This is a genomic window from Terribacillus aidingensis (assembly GCF_040703035.1).
Classification (GTDB): domain Bacteria; phylum Bacillota; class Bacilli; order Bacillales; family Amphibacillaceae; genus Terribacillus.
The window spans coordinates 1,766,833-1,784,132 of the sequence record NZ_CP159996.1; the positions used below are offsets into that span (position 1 = coordinate 1,766,833).

Genomic DNA, 17,300 nt, shown 5'->3' on the forward strand with positions numbered 1-17,300 from the left:
TCAATCTTCTATCTTTACTTCATATCCAAAAACTTCCAGCACACCTTTTGCCTTCAGCTGGATTTTCTGCTCTGAAAAGCTGAGGCGAAGAACACCCGTCAGTCCTTCGCGCAGCTCAAGTATTTGGATATTCACAATACTCAAACCAGCGTCAGCGACAATGGTGAGAACTTTCTGCAAAGCTCCGGGCTGGTCAGTAATATCGACATACAAATCGTAATACCCTGGGATTGCACCTTTTTTCCGAGGTTCTAAACCGTCCCGATATTGCTTCGCCTCTTCCAGGTAGGTATGAATCTGCTGTCCCTGATCTTCTGCCAAAAGCTTTCGAAAAGCCTGCATTTCCTCAATCCAATCGTCAAGCAGGACCCCCATCTTCTCTTTGTTCTGAAAGAAAATGTCCTGCCACATCCCCGGATTGCTCGAGGCAATCCGGGTGATATCACGGAATCCGCCTGCAGCGAGTTTAGGAAGGAAGCTATGTTTCGCTTCCCATTTCTTTGCCTGCTGTACCAGTGCAGATGCAATCAAATGAGGAAAATGAGAAACAACTCCGGTCATCTCATCATGCTCTTCTGCCGATAACGTGATAAAACTACTTTTCGTACCATCAAGCAAGTTCTCCAACCGCTTGATATCACTTTCTCTAGCCCGCTGAACAGGTGTCAAAACATATATGGCATTCTCAAACAAATGCGCTTTTGAAGACTCTATTCCGTGTTTATGGGAACCTGCCATCGGGTGGCCGCCGACGAAGTATACTTTGTTGGACTGAAGGGACGCAGCCTGCTGGAAGATCGGACCCTTAACTGATGAAACATCGGTTACAAGCACATCTTTTTCCAGTTTCATACTATCAAGCTCCTTAAGTAGCTCGACAGACTTGGAAACTGGTGCAGCAAGTATAATGATATCTGCCTTGCGTGCAGCTTCTTGGAAAGAAGACGACGCTTCATCGATGATCTCATGCTTTAGGGCATACTCCAACGTACTTTCCCTTTGATCTACTCCGATAAGATGAACTTGCTTGTGCGTTTGGATATTACGAGCAAGTGAGCCGCCGATCAAACCAAGTCCCGCGATTACGACCGTCTCCATCTTAGCTTTCTTTCACGCTAGTCAGGAATTGATTAAGTAACACAGTGAATTCCGTCATATCTTGTTCATTACCAATTGTGATTCGGACACTGTTCGGAATACCGAGAGCGTCGCCGGAACGAATGATAAACCCTTTGGAAAGCATATGCTGGAAGACAGTATCTCCGCTAACAGGCAGATCGTATATCAAGACGAAGTTTGTATGTGACTCATAATATTTGATTTGGTGAGCATCACAGAATGCCAGGAAGTTATGCTTCACTTGGTTATTCTTAGCGATGGAATCCTTGATGAATTCTTGATCATCAAGTGCCACAATTGCTGCCTTTTGTGCAATTGTCGTATTATTGAACGGACTTCTTACTACGTTAATCTTATGAATAACTTCCGGATGACCGATTCCGTAACCAACGCGCAATGCAGCTAAGCCATACGCTTTAGAGAAAGTGCGCAGTGTGATCAAATTCGGGTATTCACTCAAAGCAGCTAGTGTATCAAAATAGTCATCTGTTTCCAGAAACTCGACATAAGCCTCATCCGCTACTACCAGAACCTCTTTTGGAACTTGACGAAGGAAGTTTTCAAAGTCTGCTTTGGCAATATGGTTTCCTGTTGGATTGTTAGGTGTACATAGCCAAACAATTCCTGTTTTCTCGTCGATTGCTTCTAGCATTGCTGGAAGGTCGTGGAACCCGTTCTTTGTTTCAATTGCCCGGACTTCTGCCCCTTCAATCAAAGCATGATGCGGGTATTGCGAAAAAGAAGGATGTGCCATTACCGTGTTAAGGCCAGGCGCAAGGAATGTGCGGCAAAGCATCATAATGATTTCATCAGAACCCGCTCCGAGAACGATTTGATCTAAGCCTACGCCAAAGCGCTCTGCCAATTTCTCTTTCAATGCTGTACCATATCCATCAGGATAGATCTCTTGTTCATCTGCGAATGTCGGCAAAGCCTCTTTTACTTTAGCTGAAAAACCGTAGGGATTTTCATTGGATGCGAGTTTTACGATGCGGTCCAATCCAAATTCCTTCCGAACCTCTTCCATCGGTTTTCCTGGTTTGTAAGCTGTCAATTCATTCAAAATCTGTTTTGCTCTCATTGATGCTCCTCCTTTAAGTCGGGACGTAATTTGATTGCTTCCTCATGATAAACATGATGAATGTCCTTCTGTGCCAAGTCAGTCCGTGCTGTCAGCATCACACGAATGCATTTAGGCAGCCCGCCTTCGATTGCCAGCTCCTGCATACACATGACAGGTACATATGTCCAGTCATCACGAAAGACGCGCAATGCTTTTGCCGGAAATGTTTTTGTCAAATCGGGAGTAGCCGAAATGAGTACTTGGACAACATCCTCCGGGTCTATCGCATTCTTCGAGACTATTTCATCCAGCATAGCTGCAGTTGCTTCGATAATTTGTTTCTCATCATTCTCAGCTACAGTTGTTGCTCCTCTAAAACCTCGTATCATGCTCTGCTCATCCTCTCAAGGAATGATCTAACAGCGTCATGAAGCGTATCATGATCGATTTTTTCAGTCACCGGTTCTCCGATTTCACGAAGCAGCACCATGTGTACTTCTTTGTTCTCCGATTTTTTATCCATTTGCATTCTCTTAACGAGTCTTTCGGGAGAAAGATCAGGCAATTGCAACGGATAATCGTTTCGTTCCATCCAGCTGCGGAATTCCTCTAAACGCAAATCAGCTCCGAATCGTTTCTCACTCAACTCCAAAGCAAACAGCATACCAATTGCGACAGCTTCTCCATGAGTGAATGTGCCGTAGCCTGCTTCAGCTTCAATTGCATGTCCGAGTGTATGACCGAGATTCAAAAACTTGCGCAGGTCATTTTCTTTTTCATCTGCCTCAACGATCTTCGTTTTCACACGTATTCCATAAGATAAATCCTGAATAAGCAGTTCCTGATTTTCTTTGTCTAGTTTTTCACGTTCCAGCAGCTGACTAAGAAAGGCAGCGTTTCCGATATAAGCTTCCTTGATTAGCTCAGCATAGCCGCTTCGCACTTCTTTTTCTGGTAGTGTGGTAATAGTGTCTACATCGTAGACGACAGCAACTGGAGGATAGAAGCTTCCAATAAGATTTTTTCCAGTTTCATGGTTGATCGCAACCTTACCTCCGACACTCGAATCATGGGCAAGGATTGTTGTCGGCAGCTGAACGAAGTCGATGCCTCGCATATATGTACTTGCCACAAACCCAGCTAAGTCACCAATAACTCCTCCGCCCAAGGCTAGGACCAGGGCCTTTCGGTCAAGCTCAGCCTCGAACATACTATCCAATATGTCGAAATATACATCCTTACTTTTAGCCGCTTCCCCTGGCTCGATGATTTTCTTTGTTATCCTAGCATCTGGCAAGAGCGAAGATACATAATCATCCAGATAATGAGGTGCTATACTAGTATCGGTTACAACAAATACATTTTGATAGGACTTAGGCAGGAACTCAGACAATTTATGCCTGATTCCCGCACCTATAGAAACTTTGTAACTTGACTGACTTGCCTTTACTGTTATCTGTTCCATCAGAACACCCGGATTTCTTCCCGGTAGTTTTTGATTGCTTCCTGAAGCTTTGGAAACTGATCATTCGGGAACTGTTCCAAAATCGCCTTTGCTATCTCGAATGCCACTACATGCTCCATTACAAGAGCTGCAGCCGGAACGGCACAGCTATCGGAACGTTCGATACTGGCATTGAACGGCTCCTTAGTCTCTATATCCACGCTCTGAAGCGGTTTATAAAGAGTCGGGATTGGTTTCATGACACCTTTGACAACGAGTGGCATACCAGTTGTCATGCCGCCCTCCAGTCCGCCAAGACGATTCGTTTTGCGGTAATAGCCATTTTCTTTATCCCATGCAATTTCGTCATGTACTTGACTTCCTGGAAGTCTTGCTGCTTCAAAGCCGATTCCGAATTCCACACCTTTGAATGCATTGATGCTCGCGACAGCACCTGCAATACGTCCATCAAGTTTACGGTCATAGTGCACGTAAGATCCAATACCTGCTGGCAGTCCTTCTACAAAGACCTCCACGACACCGCCGATAGAATCTCCGTCTTTCTTTGCTTGATCAATCGCATTTACCATCTGTTCTGAAGCCTGTGGATCAAGGCAACGTACAGATGATGCTTTTGAAATACTATTTCTTTCTTCATATGTATAATCTGGGAATTCAACTGCTTTAATGCCCGCTATCTCTTTTGTATAGCCAACAATATTTATATCCAATTCTGCAAGAAGCTTTTTAGCTACTGCACCAGCTGCCACGCGTGCTGCTGTTTCACGAGCAGATGAACGCTCCAATACATTTCGCATGTCGCGATGGCCGTATTTCAAGGCACCGTTTAAATCCGCGTGTCCGGGTCTTGGACGTGAGACGATTCGACGCACAGCTTGCGGATCTTCCACTGGGTCCTCACCCATTACATCTACCCAGTGCTTAAAATCATCATTATGTATGACAAGTGCGATAGGAGATCCTAGTGTATATCCATGACGGACACCACCTACAATGTCGACCAAATCTTTTTCAATCTGCATTCGCTTGCCCCGGCCATGACCTTTCTGCCTCTCAAGCAAGGATGCGTTGATATCATCGGTAGTCAACGGTAAATAGGAAGGAACACCTTCTACAATTGTTGTAAGCTGTTTACCATGTGATTCACCTGCAGTTAAGTAGCGCATGTATATTCCTCCGTTGTCTCTGTTCTTTGTAATTTTATTTACTATAACATAACTTGTTTCTTAAGTGGGAACAATTCTGACAATATTTTCGAGCAGTAACTTATCGTTATTTTCGGCTGCGCTCCTCGAATACGTGACGCAATGTGCCGAGACGGGCTTCCGCTTTTTTAGAGGCAGCTTCCACGGTATAACCGTCTTCCAACAATTCCTTCATAAGGACAATTTTCTTGATCATATAATAATCGAACCGCCTTGTCGTATTCGTCTTTTCCTCTACGCTATCGATATAACCTTTATCTTCCCAGTATCTAAGCTTTCGAATCGGAATATCAGTGATTTTAGCTGCGTCTCCAATAGTTACCGCCATCTGCCGCAGCAGTTTATAATCAATTTCATCCATTCAAAATTTTGCCCCCTCCATGCAGCTTTAGCATCATTATACGTCATTTAATCCATTTGACAACTTTTGAAGATAATATATAATTATTGGAGATTAGTTACAAAAGGAGTACGAACATGATTGTCAATTCAAAAATTCATCGCGTTCTTTGCAGCGCTGTCACTGCTGCCATAATGACCGCCATTATTTCTTTTACATTAACAGCAGTGAATTCAGGATTACAAGCTTTCCAATTATCAAACTGGCTGCGTGCTTGGATCATTGCTTTTACTTTAGTATTCGCCATCTCTTTCTTTCTTCCGGCATTCGTCAATCGACATGTGTCGAAGATAATACGGATTAAAGAATAAGAAAACAGACTAGGAAGTGTCCTAGTCTGTTTTTTGTTTTTGATAGAAAAATGTGTCGACCGCTCCCAAGCCATAGATGCCGGGATTGAATATTTGTTCGGTACTGCCGACAAAGAGATAACTATCAGATGCCAAGGATTTACTGAATTTATGGTATATATCTGCCTTCGCTTCTTCTGTGAAGTAAATAAGTACATTCCGGCAAATGATTAAATCGTAATTCGTATCATAAGCATCGGCCAGCAGATTATGCTGCTTGAATTGAATATGCTGCTTTAATTCGTCTTTTATTTGGAATACGGATCCGTCTTGATTGAAATAAGCGGATTTGATAGCTGCTGGCATTTCTTTCAATGCCCTTTCATTATACTTTCCGAGCTTAGCGGTATCCAGCACACGCTGATCTAAGTCGGTTGCATGGATGGTGTACGAAGTTCCCTTAGCGTAACGATCAAGAAGGATTGCTAATGTATATGGTTCTTCACCGGTAGAGCAAGCGGCACTCCATATTTTCAGCGGCTTCTTTTTCTTGAGCAGTTCGGGTAATATCCGTCGCTCCAACACTTCCCAGCGCTGATAGTTACGGTAGAATTCAGAGACATTAATGGTCATGCGATCAAGGAACTCATCCATCAAAGCAGCGTCATCCTTAATTGCCTGGAAATATGCCTTAAAATCTTTAAAGCCTCTCTTTTCACGAAGCGTCGTCAAACGCCTCAGCATCTGCGCTTCTTTATATTGTGATAAATCGATACCCGTATGTGCTTTGATTTGCTGTACAAAGTAATCATAATCTGTTGCCACGTCATGTTCCCCTGTCTATATGTATCTAGTTCTATTTTACTGTATAAAGACGATTGTTGGTAGAAGAAAATAAAAAAAATGCAGGCATGTACGCCTGCATTTTTCATTTATTCATATAGCCATTTCGCTGTTGCTTGTTCATATGAAACCAGTTCATCGGCTTTAAACATATTTGCGATTTCCCGTTCAGCACTTTCTGCGCTGTCAGAACCATGGATAAGGTTACGGCTCATCTCGACTGCATAATCGCCTCTGATAGTCCCTGGCGCTGCATCTGTTGGTTTAGTTGCCCCAATCATACTTCTCGTCAGTGCGACAGCATCCTTGCCTTCCCAAACCATTGCAAATACCGGACCGGATGTAATATAGCTGATCAAAGAACCGAAGAAGGGTTTGCTTTCATGTTCTATGTAATGCGTCTTTGCTTGCTCTTCTGTTACAACCATTATCTTACCTGCCAGAAGCTTCAAGCCCTTCTTTTCAAATCTTGTTACGATTTCCCCAATCAATCCACGTTGTACGCCATCCGGCTTAACCATCAAAAATGTTTTTTCCATACTAAATACAGCTCCCTTTTCTGAACTTTACTGTCATCATACCAGTTATGTAAGCGTTTTACAATCAGGAGCTGCGCTTACCTATATGTCTAGCAATTTGTTTCAGTGTATTGCGATCTCTTGTTGGCGGCAATTTATCCAATTCCTGATATGCTTTCTGTAAGTAGCGGTCACTGATTTCCAACGATCGCTTGATGCTGTCTGAATCTTTTATGTGCTGGATAAATGGCTGCAAAGTTTCCTGATCCAAGGCTTCCGGATTGCGAAAGACCTGTGTAAGCCGTTCTTTGAAGAAACGATCTTCGCATGCAAGCAAAGCAGGAAGTGTCATATTCCCCTGCAGTAAATCACCGCCAGCAGGCTTGCCCAAATCAGCTTCAGATGCAGTGAAATCGAGCACATCATCGATGATCTGATAACTCATACCCACATAATAACCGTACCGATACAATGCACGCTCATGCTGAAGTGATGCACCGGATGCAATTGCACCAAGCCGTGCACTGGCTGCAATAAGTATCGCTGTCTTACGGCGTATACGCCGGAGGTAATCTTTCAAGTGCTGCTCAATCCGGTATTTATCCCGAATCTGTTCCACTTCACCGATACAAAGCTCGACAATCGTGTGCGCAAGAATCTGGTGCGCCCTTGGCTCTTCCAGCTTAGAAAGGTACTCCAGGGAACGAGCGAAGATATAATCACCCGCATACATGGCCACCTTATTGTCCCATTTCGCCTTTACGGTCGGTTTCCCACGTCGGAGTTCCGCATCGTCAATGACATCATCGTGAACAAGCGAAGCCATATGAATCAATTCGAGTGCGACGGCCACGGTTTGGATCCGAGGCAGTTCATACGTTCCGAACTTACCGCTCAGCAAAACGAAAACCGGTCGGATCCGCTTGCCTCCGGCTCGGAGAAGCTGTACCGACGCATCCTCCAGGACAGGATGCTCCGCGCGAATCGTGTTTGTCATCGCATCCTCGATTCTGTCCAAATCCTTTTTTAAATATGAGTAGATCATCGGTAATTTCATTCACGTCACCTTCATCCGTCCAGACATTTTACCAGTCAGTCCCTTACCGCCGGCTTTTCTCCCATATGCATAGCTGCTACGCCGCCTGTATATGTCTTAATCTTCACATTCGTCAGTCCAGCTTGCTGGAATAGCCCGCGAAGTTCCTTCTTGCCTGGGAAATCCTTTGCAGATTCCTGCAGCCAGCTGTATTCATCATAACTCTTCGCCAGAAGCTTACCTAATACTGGCATGATTCGTTTGAAATAAAAATAATATACTTGTTTGAAACCGAACATCGTCGGCTGTGATGTTTCCAGGCAAACCACTTTGCCACCAGGTTTGACCACCCGATACATCTCCTTCAATACTTGGAGATAATCAGGGACATTACGCAGGCCGAAGCCGATGGTCACGAAATCAAAAGAATTATCCTCAAACGGCAGCTCCATTGCATTTCCCCATGTGAACGATAGCTGATCGATTGATTTTTCCGTGTTTTTCTTTTCTGCTACTGAAAGCATATTCTTGCTGAAGTCAAGACCTGTCACTTGCCCTTTCGGACCAACAGCCTTAGCAAGCGAAAAGGACCAGTCACCAGTTCCACAGCAAACATCCAATGCTGTATCTCCTGGCTGTACCTGCATTTTCTTCATCACACTCCGTCTCCAAGCACGGTGACGCCTGAAGGAAATGACAGAGTTCATAAAATCATAGCGGTCATATATCTTTTCGAAAACGTGGTGTACACGCTGTTCTTTCGTTTCTTGTGCCATAATTACCCTTCTTCCAGAAATAACTCTTCCTGCCGATTCCCCTGAAGCAGCAGCTTGCGGGATAACTTTGCAAAGACCGGCGGCAGTATATCCAGTCTAGCTAGAAGCCGATCTTTAGCAGCTTCTATCTCCTGATGTATCGCTTCCATCACAGTCAGTCCGCTCTTTTCCGTTTCTAGAATTGCAGCAAGCTTTGAAAGCAAGGACGTCTGTTTCTTTTCCCTGGCCTCCTGCTGTAGTCTGCTAATCAGGAAATACTCATTCAGCGGCTCAAGTATTGCTGTATCCATATAACGGGAAGCTGCAGTTCGGAACAAGCTGCTTTCCAGCCGTCCTAGCTTTGTAAAGAACGCTTCCGTTGCAGTCGTATCATAATGCAATGACATTTTCTGTTCGTTGATTTCTTTAATGCTGGTTGCCAGCAGCGCCACCATATCAATTTCTTCCAGACCGGCAAGAATCTGATAATACAGCGCACTATAATAATTACCAGCCAATACAGTCAGCTGTCGGTTTTTCCGTTCATCAGCTGTCTCGTCAGATTTAGTGGTTACGATCACTTTATCGTGTGTGTCCAGCGCCATCTGGATTAGCATGATTGTGATCACGTAGTCTGTCTGCTGCTTATCGGGCAGGTTCGTTTGACCAAATAGCGTCTGCAGTATCAGCAGCTTATTTTCGTCCAAGAATGGCGCTTCCGTATTCTTGTCCAGATAAGTCTGCTGCATGCGCTTCTCTATTTTATTTCGTAATGTGTGTAGCTCTTCCATGGATGCATAGGACAAAACAATCACCTGCGCCCTTTTTCGTATTTCAAACTGTATAAAAAGTATTATAGCATAGCAAGTCCTATTTCGTCTTGTCTGCAAGCTTGTCAAATAAAAATGAGGGACACCTGATGTATTCAGGCATCCCTCATCACAGCCCATATGTAATTACTTCACGTTATCCTTAAGGGCCTTGCCGGCTTTAAACGCTGGCACTTTGCTCGCCGGGATTTCGATTTCTTTCCCAGTCTGCGGGTTACGGCCTTTACGTGCAGCACGCTCGCGTACTTCGAAGTTACCGAAACCGATCAATTGTACTTTGTCACCTTGTTTAAGAGAATCCATGATTGAATCGAAAACTGCGTCAACAGCTTTCGTAGCATCCTTTTTAGAAAGATCGCTTTTCTCAGCAACAGTATTGATAAGATCTGTTTTGTTCATCATTACACCTCCCTGACATTACCTTGAACAGTAAAGACAATAGCATTTGCTATCATTTGTTCACTATAAAGATAGGTTTTATACCTATCAATACCGCTCACGGAGCGATATCAACGCTTATAATATACGACTTAGCGTCATAATTCAACACAAAACGCCAGAAAACCTTAAATTTATCGCATTTCAGCATATTTTTTTGACAAAAAAATAAAGCGGCTCATTTGCCGCTCATAGAATGATCGCTATCAATCCGCCCGATCCTTCGTTAATGATTCTTTCCAATGTTTCTTTCAATTTATATCTGGCATTTTCCGGCATCAAACTGATTTTGCCTTGAATTCCTTCTCTTACAATGCTGTTGAGGGAACGGCCGAAGATGTCTGAATCCCAGATGGAAAGCGGGTCTTCCTCGAAGTCCTGCATCAAGTATCGAACCAGCTCTTCGCTCTGCTTCTCTGTTCCGATAATCGGTGCAAATTCGGAATGAACATCTACTTTGATCATATGGATACTCGGCGCAACAGCCTTCAGACGAACTCCGAAGCGAGAGCCTTGGCGGATGATTTCAGGTTCATCCAAAGCCATATCCTGAAGACTAGGTGCCGCGATACCATAGCCTGTCTGTTTTACCATATGCAGCGCATCGGATACTTGATCATACTCACGTTTCGCATGGGAGAAATCCTGCATCAGCTGCAGCAGGTGATCTTTTCCGCGAATTTCTTCCCCGACAATTTCCTTCAGTACTTGATCGTACAAAGCATCCGGAGCATGTAAATCGATTTCTGCTACTCCTTCGCCCAGTTCCATTCCAGCAAGATTTGCTCTTTCGATATAATCATATTCATCAAAGTACCCCACAACACGATCAACATCACGAAGCCGTTTGATATCCTTGACTGTTTCCTGGATGGCTACTTGATAATTGGAACGAAGCCAGTGGTCTTCTTTCAGCACCATCACCCAGCTCGGCAAATTGACGTTCACTTCCAGGACCGGGAATTCATACAGCGACTCCCGAAGCACATTATATACATCATGTTCCGTCATGCTTTCTACACTCATCGCGAGTACTGGGATATCATATTTTTCACTCAATTCCTGACGGAGCAGCTCGGTGTTTTGGTTATGCGGTGTTACCGAATTGATCACCATGATGAACGGCTTGCCAACTTCCTTCAGCTCAGATACGACTCGTTCTTCCGGCTCCACATAGTCAGTTCGCGGAATTTCGCCGATCGAACCGTCTGTCGTCACAACGACACCAATGGTGCTATGCTCCTGAATCACTTTGCGGGTTCCGATCTCAGCAGCATCATGGAATGGGATAGGCTCCTCATACCATGGCGTGTTGATCATACGCGGCCCATTTTCATCTTCAAACCCTTTTGCACCTGCCACTGTATATCCTACACAATCGACGACCCGGACACTTACTTCCAGACCTTCGTCCACTTGAAGGGAGACAGCGTTGTTCGGAACGAATTTCGGTTCTGTCGTCATGATCGTCCGACCAGCTGCACTTTGCGGCAGTTCATCTTGGGCTCGGGCCCGCTCTGCTTCATCCTCCATGTTAGGCAGGACAACCAATTCCATGAACTTCTTGATAAAAGTCGATTTCCCTGTTCGGACAGCCCCTACCACCCCAAGGTAGATATCGCCGTTTGTCCGTTTCGAGATATCCTTAAAAATATCTACTCTTTCCAAAAGATCCCCTCCCGATCTACTTTCGATGCATGGACAGTCTTAGCTACATACACTAGCAGTTTATGATGTTGTCCTATCCAAATATGCTAGAAATAATGGATTCCTTGCCTGCTGGCATCAAAGGGCGGTTTTGCAGGAAAGGACGAACAGCATATTGCCCTCTGCGGATAATCTATGCCCTGCAGTCGGGGATCATACCAATAAAAAAAGAAGAAGCAGACGCTTCTTCTTGAAATAGACTAAATTATACCCAAGGCAACCTAGAAAAATATGCTGGTGCGAGTTAGTTTATGCGTAAAGGGCAAGGAATGGTAAGTTGTTCTGCCCAATTGCTGCTGTTAGTTTTTGAATAATTTGCTTAGCGTGTTCATATCAGTCGGCATATTGTTACCGATGATGGCTTTGACGATTTTATCTTCTTTCGCCTGTGTAAGCGGCTTGCCTGCCATTGCAGCCAATTGCTTCACTAAACCACGCACTGTTGCTTCGTCTTGGAAATTCGCACTTTTAACAGAGTTGGCTACCTTGTAGATATCATCAGCCTTCACATTCGATTTTTTCTGAATCTGATCAATCAAGTTCTTTTGAAAGTCTGCCACGTTCATTCCTCCTTGCAGTTTAGCTACGAAACAGTATATGCAAGGAGAGAAAAAATGTTAGCGGGCATTCAATACATCTTGAAGATCATCCATTTCATGTTTTGGCAAACGTGTCATAAGCTGATCAACAATGTCCTTGGCTTTTGCACCATGGAAGAGGACTTGATTGATTCCCTGGGTGATTGGCATATCGACACCAGCCTTGTCAGCAAGCTCAGCCACAGCTTCGGTCGTTCGGACACCCTCTACAGCCATACCCATTTGGGCGAGCGCTTCATCCAATGTCATACCTTTACCGAGCATATTACCAGTACGCCAGTTACGGCTATGGACACTCGTACAAGTCACAATGAGATCCCCCATGCCGGATAAGCCAATGAATGTGAGAGGATTTGCTCCTAGCTTTGTTCCAAGGCGGGCAATTTCTGCGAGACCCCTTGTGATCAATGCTGCTTTCGCATTATCCCCATAACCCAGGCCATCGGAAATACCTGCTCCAAGGGCAATGATATTCTTCAAGGACCCGCCAAGTTCCACGCCGACCATGTCCGTGATGGTGTAAACGCGGAAGTATTCATTCATGAACAGCTCTTGGACCTTCTTCGCTTCTTCCATTTCGACAGAAGAGGCACTTAGCGTCGTCGGCTGTCTTTTCGCTACTTCCTCTGCATGGCTTGGACCGGACAAGACAACGACTGGACGATGTGTGACATGCTCCAGTTCTTCTTCGATCATCTGGGAGACGCGTTTACTAGTTTTTGGTTCAATTCCCTTCGTAGCATGCGCAATAACGGCTTCAGCAGGAATGTGTCCCGCAAGCTTCGCAGCCACTTCGCGCGTTGCTTTTGCAGGTACGACGAGGATCACAGCAGCTGCATCATGTACAGCCTCTTCTATATCTGCATAAGCAGTAATAGCCTCAGGAAGTGTCACTCCAGGCAGGTATTTCTCATTCTGGCGCTTCTCGTTAATTTCAGCAACCTGATTCGGATTATGAGACCAGAGTCTCACATCATGTCCATTGTCCGCCAAAACCATGGCAAGGGCGGTTCCCCAGCTGCCGGCACCGAGTACTGCTGCTATCTGTTGTGTCATAAAAATCCTCCTCGTCCCTGTTTATGATCTTCTTCTAGGGAAAATCTTTATTGGTGTACCAGTGAATCCGAATGCTTCTCTGATTCTATTCTCAAGGAATCGAACATAAGAGAAGTGCATCAGTTCCGGATCATTGACGAATACAGCAAACGCTGGCGGCTTGACTGCCACTTGCGTAGCATAAAGCACTTTCAGACGCTGGCCTTTGTATGTCGGAGCTGGATTCATTGCCAAGGCATCCATGATAACGTCGTTCAGAACATTTGTCTGAATACGTTTCGCATGATTTTCACTTGCTGTCAGAATTGCAGGCAATAGTGTATGGATCCGTTTTTTCGTCTTAGCAGACAAGAAGACGATTGGTGCATAATCCAAGTAAAGGAAATGCGCGCGAATTTCGTCTGTGAATTCCTTCATCTTCTTCTCATCGGATTCAACCGTATCCCATTTATTGACGACGATAACGATTGCTTTACCAGCATCATGCGCATATCCGGCAATTTTCTTATCTTGTTCGATGATGCCCTCTTCTGCATTAATAAGTACGAGGACTACATCGGATCGCTCAATCGCTTTTAATGCACGGAGGATACTGTATCGTTCAGTTGTCTCATATACTTTTCCGCGTTTACGCATACCTGCGGTGTCGATGATGACAAAGTCTTGTCCTTCTCTTGTGAAGGATGAATCGACTGCATCACGCGTCGTTCCTGCAACGTCACTTACAATTACACGTTCTTGATTAAGCAGTGCATTCACTAGGGACGATTTCCCGACATTCGGTCTGCCAATCAAGCTGAAATGAATTGTTTCTTCATCTTCCTGCATCTCGGCACGCTCAGGGAAATGCTGGACAGTTGCGTCAAGCAAATCACCCAGCCCTAAACCATGTGTACCAGAGATTGGGAATGGTTCGCCAAAGCCAAGGCTGTAAAACTCATAAATCTGATCTCGCATTTCCGGGTTGTCCACTTTATTGACAGCCAGTACAACAGGCTTATTGGAACGGAATAGAATCTTCGCTACTTCTTCATCCGCTCCCGTGATACCTTCGCGCCCGTTCACCATGAAAATGATGACATCTGCTTCTGCAATGGCAAGTTCTGCCTGCTCACGGATTTCCACTAGAAATGGTGCATCTCCGATTTCGATACCGCCGGTGTCAATTATGTTAAACGGCTGGTTCAGCCATTCAGCTTCCGTATAGATTCTGTCACGTGTCACACCAGGTGTATCTTCCACAATGGAGATCCTTTCCCCGGCCAGACGGTTGAATATTGTTGATTTTCCTACGTTTGGTCTGCCTACAATGGCAACTACTGATTTCCTCATGAAAGGAACATCCTTTCCTACTTTCCTTTATGTGCTGGTTCTTCTGTTGCAACCTAACTGTTTTATTCTAGCAAAAGCGCCATAGGGAAACAATATTTTTCGACATCATGTTCGTCCGGGAGTCCATTTCGACTTATTTCGCAGATACTTTCTCAGCATACCAAGCAGTTTTGCTGAGATTATTAACAGCAGTATCGTTCCCAGTACATCCATTGCTTTAAAGCTGCCAGCATCTTGCTGCAGACCATAAATATCCAATAATAACAGATAAATGACTTCTCCGATAGCAAAGCCCAAGCAGCTAATGCCAAGCTGTAAATGGAAATTCCGAGTCAGATAGAGGACAAGGGCAAATAATGTCAATGAAAACAAAAGGATACGCGGAATAAGCAGTGCGACGGGATTTGTCAGTTCCCAAAGCAGCATTCCCGCATAAGCAATTCCTACACAAATGCTCCCAAATGTCCCCCTTCCAACTCGCTTACTGGAAAAAATGAATAGGTAGCCAATGACAGCAAGCAGAAAAACGGTAGCAAAAATTCGATGTCCAGCAAAATTAACGGAAAAACCAGATAATGAAATGGTAAGCAATATAGCGAATGCAAAAAGTGTCCGAGCCAATGAATGACGCATGAAAAAGGTTACCAAGATCCAGCTGATCCATGTAGCCCAATAAAAGTAAAACCCGTCCATTTTTCACTCCTCCTTGTATCAGCATTATGACAAGTGAGGAGAAAAACTATACACGGATGACAAAAAAAGACCAAGGCTGTCCTTTGGGGACAGCCTTGGTCTTTTAAGATTATTGCTTATACTTATTCAATTTGTCACCGAGAATATCTCCAAGCTGGAAGCCGGAATGCTCTTCTTCTTTTTCGTATTCCTTGATGACAGCATCGTTTTCATCTTGTTCTAATTCCTTGATGCTCAAGCTCATGCGTTTTTCGCTTTCGTTGACATCAAGAACTTTCACTTGCACTGTTTGACCTGGCTCAAGTACTTCCTGCGGCGTACCGATATGACGGTTAGCAATTTGGGAAATGTGGACAAGGCCCTCAACACCAGGGAATACTTCAACAAATGCACCGAAGCTTACCAAGCGCTTTACTTCGCCTTCCAGTACATCCCCTGCTTGTGCTCGATCACTGATGTTCTCCCAAGGTCCTGGGAGTGTCTCTTTCAGGGATAGGCTGATGCGCTCGTTTTCTTTGTCGACGCCAAGGACTTTGACTTTGATTTCTTGACCTTCTGTCACGACATCAGATGCCTTTTCCACATGCTCATGTGAAAGCTGGGAAATGTGTACGAGACCGTCAATTCCGCCGCCAATGCTGACGAAGACGCCAAAGTCAGTCAAACGCTGTACTGTACCGTCAATTACTTGGCCAGCTTCTAGGCTGTCAAGCACTTCCTGTTTCTTGGAAGCTTCCTCTTCCTCGGCTACCGCACGGTGAGATAGGATGACACGGTTCTGTTCGCGATCAAGCTCGACCACTTTCAGCGTAAGCGGTTTTCCTTTGTACCCTTCAAACTCTTCCACAAAATATGTTTCCACGAGAGAAGCAGGGATGAATCCGCGAAGGCCGACATCTACAACAAGACCGCCTTTGACGACTTCCTTGACTTCAGCTTCGAAGACTTCTCCGGATTCGAATTTCGCTTCCAGGTCATCCCATGCAAGCTCAGCAGTGACTGCACGCTTGGATAGAACGACTTCTTCGTCATCTACTTTTTTCACTTTAAGTGTCAACTCTTCACCTTCACTCACTGCATCAGCAGCACGCTCAACATGAAGACTGGATAATTCGCTGATTGGCAGGATACCTTCCACTTTGTAGCCAATGTCTACCAAAGCTTGTTTATCTTCCACTTTCACCACTTTACCGGTTACAGTATCGCCTACAGACAATTCCTTGAAATCCGTAGCTTGCTCATTCATTTCATCCATCAAAGAGACCTCCTTCAGTTTACGAGACAAAACATTAGTAAAAAAACATAGAAATGTCCTTTTTTCTAACTTCTAACATTTGATGATATTTGTCAAGTGATAGGGCATCTATCCGACATGCTTATTCATTAGAAGTTGTATTTCATCCATGATCACCTGTGATACTTCTTTAGCCGGCGCTTTACGCTCTCTCAGCTCTTCCATATCAATTGGCGGTCCATAGATTACTTTCAATGCTTTTACCCCTTTATAGGAGCCAATAATCGCACAAGGTACAACTTTCGCTTCCGAGCGCATGGCAAAGAAACCTATTCCAGGAAGGGGCTCCCCTAGCTTACCGTCCTTACTTCTAGTTCCTTCTGGGAACAAACCCATCGTCTTGCCTTCGGCTAATATGTCCAATCCTACACGAAGTGCTCCACGATCCTGCATGCCCCGCTTCACTGGAAAAACATTCAAGTTCTTCATAAGCCAGCCAAGCGGCTTAGGCTTGAAAAGCTCACTTTTTCCCATGAAGGCGATGTCACGCGGACAAGTAATACCAAGTATAGGCGGATCGAAATTGGAGATATGATTGGAACAGACCAGAACAGGTCCTTCTTTAGGAACATGTTCCTTGCCATATACTTTTATACGAAACATCGGGTAAAATGCAGCACTAAGGATCATTTTACCTATGGTATATAATGACATAAT

At 44.6% G+C, this 17,300-nt stretch carries 20 protein-coding genes; 1 reads left to right on the forward strand and 19 read right to left on the reverse strand.

Translation table 11 applies throughout. The features are described 5' to 3' along the window. From ABXS78_RS09335 to ABXS78_RS09360, 6 genes are all read right to left on the reverse strand, one after another. Positions 1 to 1,098 carry a prephenate dehydrogenase gene (locus ABXS78_RS09335; protein WP_366249825.1) on the reverse strand — a complete coding sequence of 366 codons (1,098 nt, stop codon included), beginning with the start codon at positions 1,096 to 1,098 and terminating at the stop codon, positions 1 to 3. 1 nt (position 1,099) lies between these two features. Beyond that, positions 1,100 to 2,200, reverse strand: a complete 1,101-nt coding sequence (gene hisC / locus ABXS78_RS09340) for a histidinol-phosphate transaminase (protein WP_366249826.1) — start codon at positions 2,198 to 2,200, stop codon at positions 1,100 to 1,102. Next, positions 2,197 to 2,571 (reverse strand): chorismate mutase, encoded by a 375-nt coding sequence (gene aroH / locus ABXS78_RS09345; protein ID WP_366249827.1) that lies wholly within the window; start codon positions 2,569 to 2,571, stop codon positions 2,197 to 2,199. The genes hisC and aroH overlap by 4 nt, the downstream gene beginning before the upstream one ends. After that, the gene (gene aroB, locus ABXS78_RS09350) at positions 2,568 to 3,647 is read right to left on the reverse strand and encodes a 3-dehydroquinate synthase (RefSeq protein ID WP_366249828.1); all 1,080 of its coding nucleotides are present in this window, start codon (positions 3,645 to 3,647) and stop codon (positions 2,568 to 2,570) included. The genes aroH and aroB overlap by 4 nt, the downstream gene beginning before the upstream one ends. After that, positions 3,647 to 4,813 (reverse strand): chorismate synthase, encoded by a 1,167-nt coding sequence (gene aroC / locus ABXS78_RS09355; RefSeq protein ID WP_366249830.1) that lies wholly within the window; start codon positions 4,811 to 4,813, stop codon positions 3,647 to 3,649. The genes aroB and aroC overlap by 1 nt, the downstream gene beginning before the upstream one ends. Before the next feature lie 106 nt (positions 4,814 to 4,919). Further along, the gene (locus tag ABXS78_RS09360) at positions 4,920 to 5,213 is read right to left on the reverse strand and encodes a MerR family transcriptional regulator (RefSeq protein WP_366249831.1); all 294 of its coding nucleotides are present in this window, start codon (positions 5,211 to 5,213) and stop codon (positions 4,920 to 4,922) included. A gap of 116 nt (positions 5,214 to 5,329) precedes the next feature. On the opposite strand from ABXS78_RS09360, the gene ABXS78_RS09365 reads away from it, so the two are divergent. After that, a complete protein-coding gene (locus tag ABXS78_RS09365; RefSeq protein ID WP_095222660.1) occupies positions 5,330 to 5,563 on the forward strand; it encodes a DUF2798 domain-containing protein in 234 nt (77 codons plus the stop codon). 21 nt (positions 5,564 to 5,584) lie between these two features. On the opposite strand, the gene ABXS78_RS09370 is transcribed toward ABXS78_RS09365, so the two are convergent. From ABXS78_RS09370 to ABXS78_RS09430, 13 genes are all read right to left on the reverse strand, one after another. Then, positions 5,585 to 6,367 (reverse strand): protein-glutamate O-methyltransferase CheR, encoded by a 783-nt coding sequence (locus ABXS78_RS09370; protein WP_366249833.1) that lies wholly within the window; start codon positions 6,365 to 6,367, stop codon positions 5,585 to 5,587. Between the two features lie 107 nt (positions 6,368 to 6,474). Then, entirely contained in the window at positions 6,475 to 6,924 is a 450-nt protein-coding gene (gene ndk / locus ABXS78_RS09375) for a nucleoside-diphosphate kinase (RefSeq protein WP_366249834.1), read from the reverse strand. A 64-nt stretch (positions 6,925 to 6,988) separates the two neighbouring features. Further along, entirely contained in the window at positions 6,989 to 7,960 is a 972-nt protein-coding gene (gene hepT, locus ABXS78_RS09380) for a heptaprenyl diphosphate synthase component II (protein ID WP_366249835.1), read from the reverse strand. A 35-nt stretch (positions 7,961 to 7,995) separates the two neighbouring features. Continuing rightward, positions 7,996 to 8,715, reverse strand: a complete 720-nt coding sequence (menG, locus tag ABXS78_RS09385; protein WP_366249836.1) for a demethylmenaquinone methyltransferase — start codon at positions 8,713 to 8,715, stop codon at positions 7,996 to 7,998. Positions 8,716 to 8,717: 2 nt separating this feature from the next. Continuing rightward, positions 8,718 to 9,500: a heptaprenyl diphosphate synthase component 1 gene (locus ABXS78_RS09390; RefSeq protein ID WP_366249837.1), complete on the reverse strand. Its 783-nt coding sequence runs from the start codon at positions 9,498 to 9,500 to the stop codon at positions 8,718 to 8,720. 150 nt (positions 9,501 to 9,650) lie between these two features. Then, on the reverse strand, positions 9,651 to 9,923 hold the full coding sequence (locus ABXS78_RS09395) for an HU family DNA-binding protein (protein ID WP_095222655.1): 273 nt from the start codon (positions 9,921 to 9,923) through the stop codon (positions 9,651 to 9,653). Positions 9,924 to 10,151: 228 nt separating this feature from the next. Next, on the reverse strand, positions 10,152 to 11,630 hold the full coding sequence (gene spoIVA / locus ABXS78_RS09400; protein ID WP_095217924.1) for a stage IV sporulation protein A: 1,479 nt from the start codon (positions 11,628 to 11,630) through the stop codon (positions 10,152 to 10,154). Between the two features lie 338 nt (positions 11,631 to 11,968). Next, complete coding sequence (locus tag ABXS78_RS09405; RefSeq protein ID WP_095222654.1) at positions 11,969 to 12,229, reverse strand: stage VI sporulation protein F; 261 nt, start codon at positions 12,227 to 12,229, stop codon at positions 11,969 to 11,971. 57 nt (positions 12,230 to 12,286) lie between these two features. Further along, positions 12,287 to 13,324, reverse strand: coding sequence for an NAD(P)H-dependent glycerol-3-phosphate dehydrogenase (locus tag ABXS78_RS09410; protein WP_366249838.1), 1,038 nt, complete (start codon positions 13,322 to 13,324; stop codon positions 12,287 to 12,289). A gap of 21 nt (positions 13,325 to 13,345) precedes the next feature. After that, positions 13,346 to 14,656, reverse strand: coding sequence for a ribosome biogenesis GTPase Der (gene der, locus ABXS78_RS09415; protein WP_095222652.1), 1,311 nt, complete (start codon positions 14,654 to 14,656; stop codon positions 13,346 to 13,348). 105 nt (positions 14,657 to 14,761) lie between these two features. Beyond that, positions 14,762 to 15,349, reverse strand: coding sequence for a hypothetical protein (locus ABXS78_RS09420; RefSeq protein WP_366249839.1), 588 nt, complete (start codon positions 15,347 to 15,349; stop codon positions 14,762 to 14,764). 109 nt (positions 15,350 to 15,458) lie between these two features. Then, positions 15,459 to 16,604, reverse strand: a complete 1,146-nt coding sequence (gene rpsA / locus ABXS78_RS09425; RefSeq protein WP_095222650.1) for a 30S ribosomal protein S1 — start codon at positions 16,602 to 16,604, stop codon at positions 15,459 to 15,461. Between the two features lie 108 nt (positions 16,605 to 16,712). Then, complete coding sequence (locus ABXS78_RS09430) at positions 16,713 to 17,297, reverse strand: lysophospholipid acyltransferase family protein (RefSeq protein WP_095222649.1); 585 nt, start codon at positions 17,295 to 17,297, stop codon at positions 16,713 to 16,715. Between the last annotated feature and the right edge of the window lie 3 nt (positions 17,298 to 17,300).

Coding starts and splice junctions, on each gene's coding strand:
- ABXS78_RS09335 (WP_366249825.1), bottom strand. CDS start 1,098: ATGGAGACGGTCGTAATCGCGGGACTTGGTTTGATCGGCGGCTCACTT.
- hisC (WP_366249826.1), bottom strand. CDS start 2,200: ATGAGAGCAAAACAGATTTTGAATGAATTGACAGCTTACAAACCAGGA.
- aroH (WP_366249827.1), bottom strand. CDS start 2,571: ATGATACGAGGTTTTAGAGGAGCAACAACTGTAGCTGAGAATGATGAG.
- aroB (WP_366249828.1), bottom strand. CDS start 3,647: ATGGAACAGATAACAGTAAAGGCAAGTCAGTCAAGTTACAAAGTTTCT.
- aroC (WP_366249830.1), bottom strand. CDS start 4,813: ATGCGCTACTTAACTGCAGGTGAATCACATGGTAAACAGCTTACAACA.
- ABXS78_RS09360 (WP_366249831.1), bottom strand. CDS start 5,213: ATGGATGAAATTGATTATAAACTGCTGCGGCAGATGGCGGTAACTATT.
- ABXS78_RS09365 (WP_095222660.1), top strand. CDS start 5,330: ATGATTGTCAATTCAAAAATTCATCGCGTTCTTTGCAGCGCTGTCACT.
- ndk (WP_366249834.1), bottom strand. CDS start 6,924: ATGGAAAAAACATTTTTGATGGTTAAGCCGGATGGCGTACAACGTGGA.
- hepT (WP_366249835.1), bottom strand. CDS start 7,960: ATGAAATTACCGATGATCTACTCATATTTAAAAAAGGATTTGGACAGA.
- menG (WP_366249836.1), bottom strand. CDS start 8,715: ATGGCACAAGAAACGAAAGAACAGCGTGTACACCACGTTTTCGAAAAG.
- ABXS78_RS09395 (WP_095222655.1), bottom strand. CDS start 9,923: ATGAACAAAACAGATCTTATCAATACTGTTGCTGAGAAAAGCGATCTT.
- ABXS78_RS09410 (WP_366249838.1), bottom strand. CDS start 13,324: ATGACACAACAGATAGCAGCAGTACTCGGTGCCGGCAGCTGGGGAACC.
- der (WP_095222652.1), bottom strand. CDS start 14,656: ATGAGGAAATCAGTAGTTGCCATTGTAGGCAGACCAAACGTAGGAAAA.
- ABXS78_RS09420 (WP_366249839.1), bottom strand. CDS start 15,349: ATGGACGGGTTTTACTTTTATTGGGCTACATGGATCAGCTGGATCTTG.
- rpsA (WP_095222650.1), bottom strand. CDS start 16,604: ATGGATGAAATGAATGAGCAAGCTACGGATTTCAAGGAATTGTCTGTA.
- ABXS78_RS09430 (WP_095222649.1), bottom strand. CDS start 17,297: ATGTCATTATATACCATAGGTAAAATGATCCTTAGTGCTGCATTTTAC.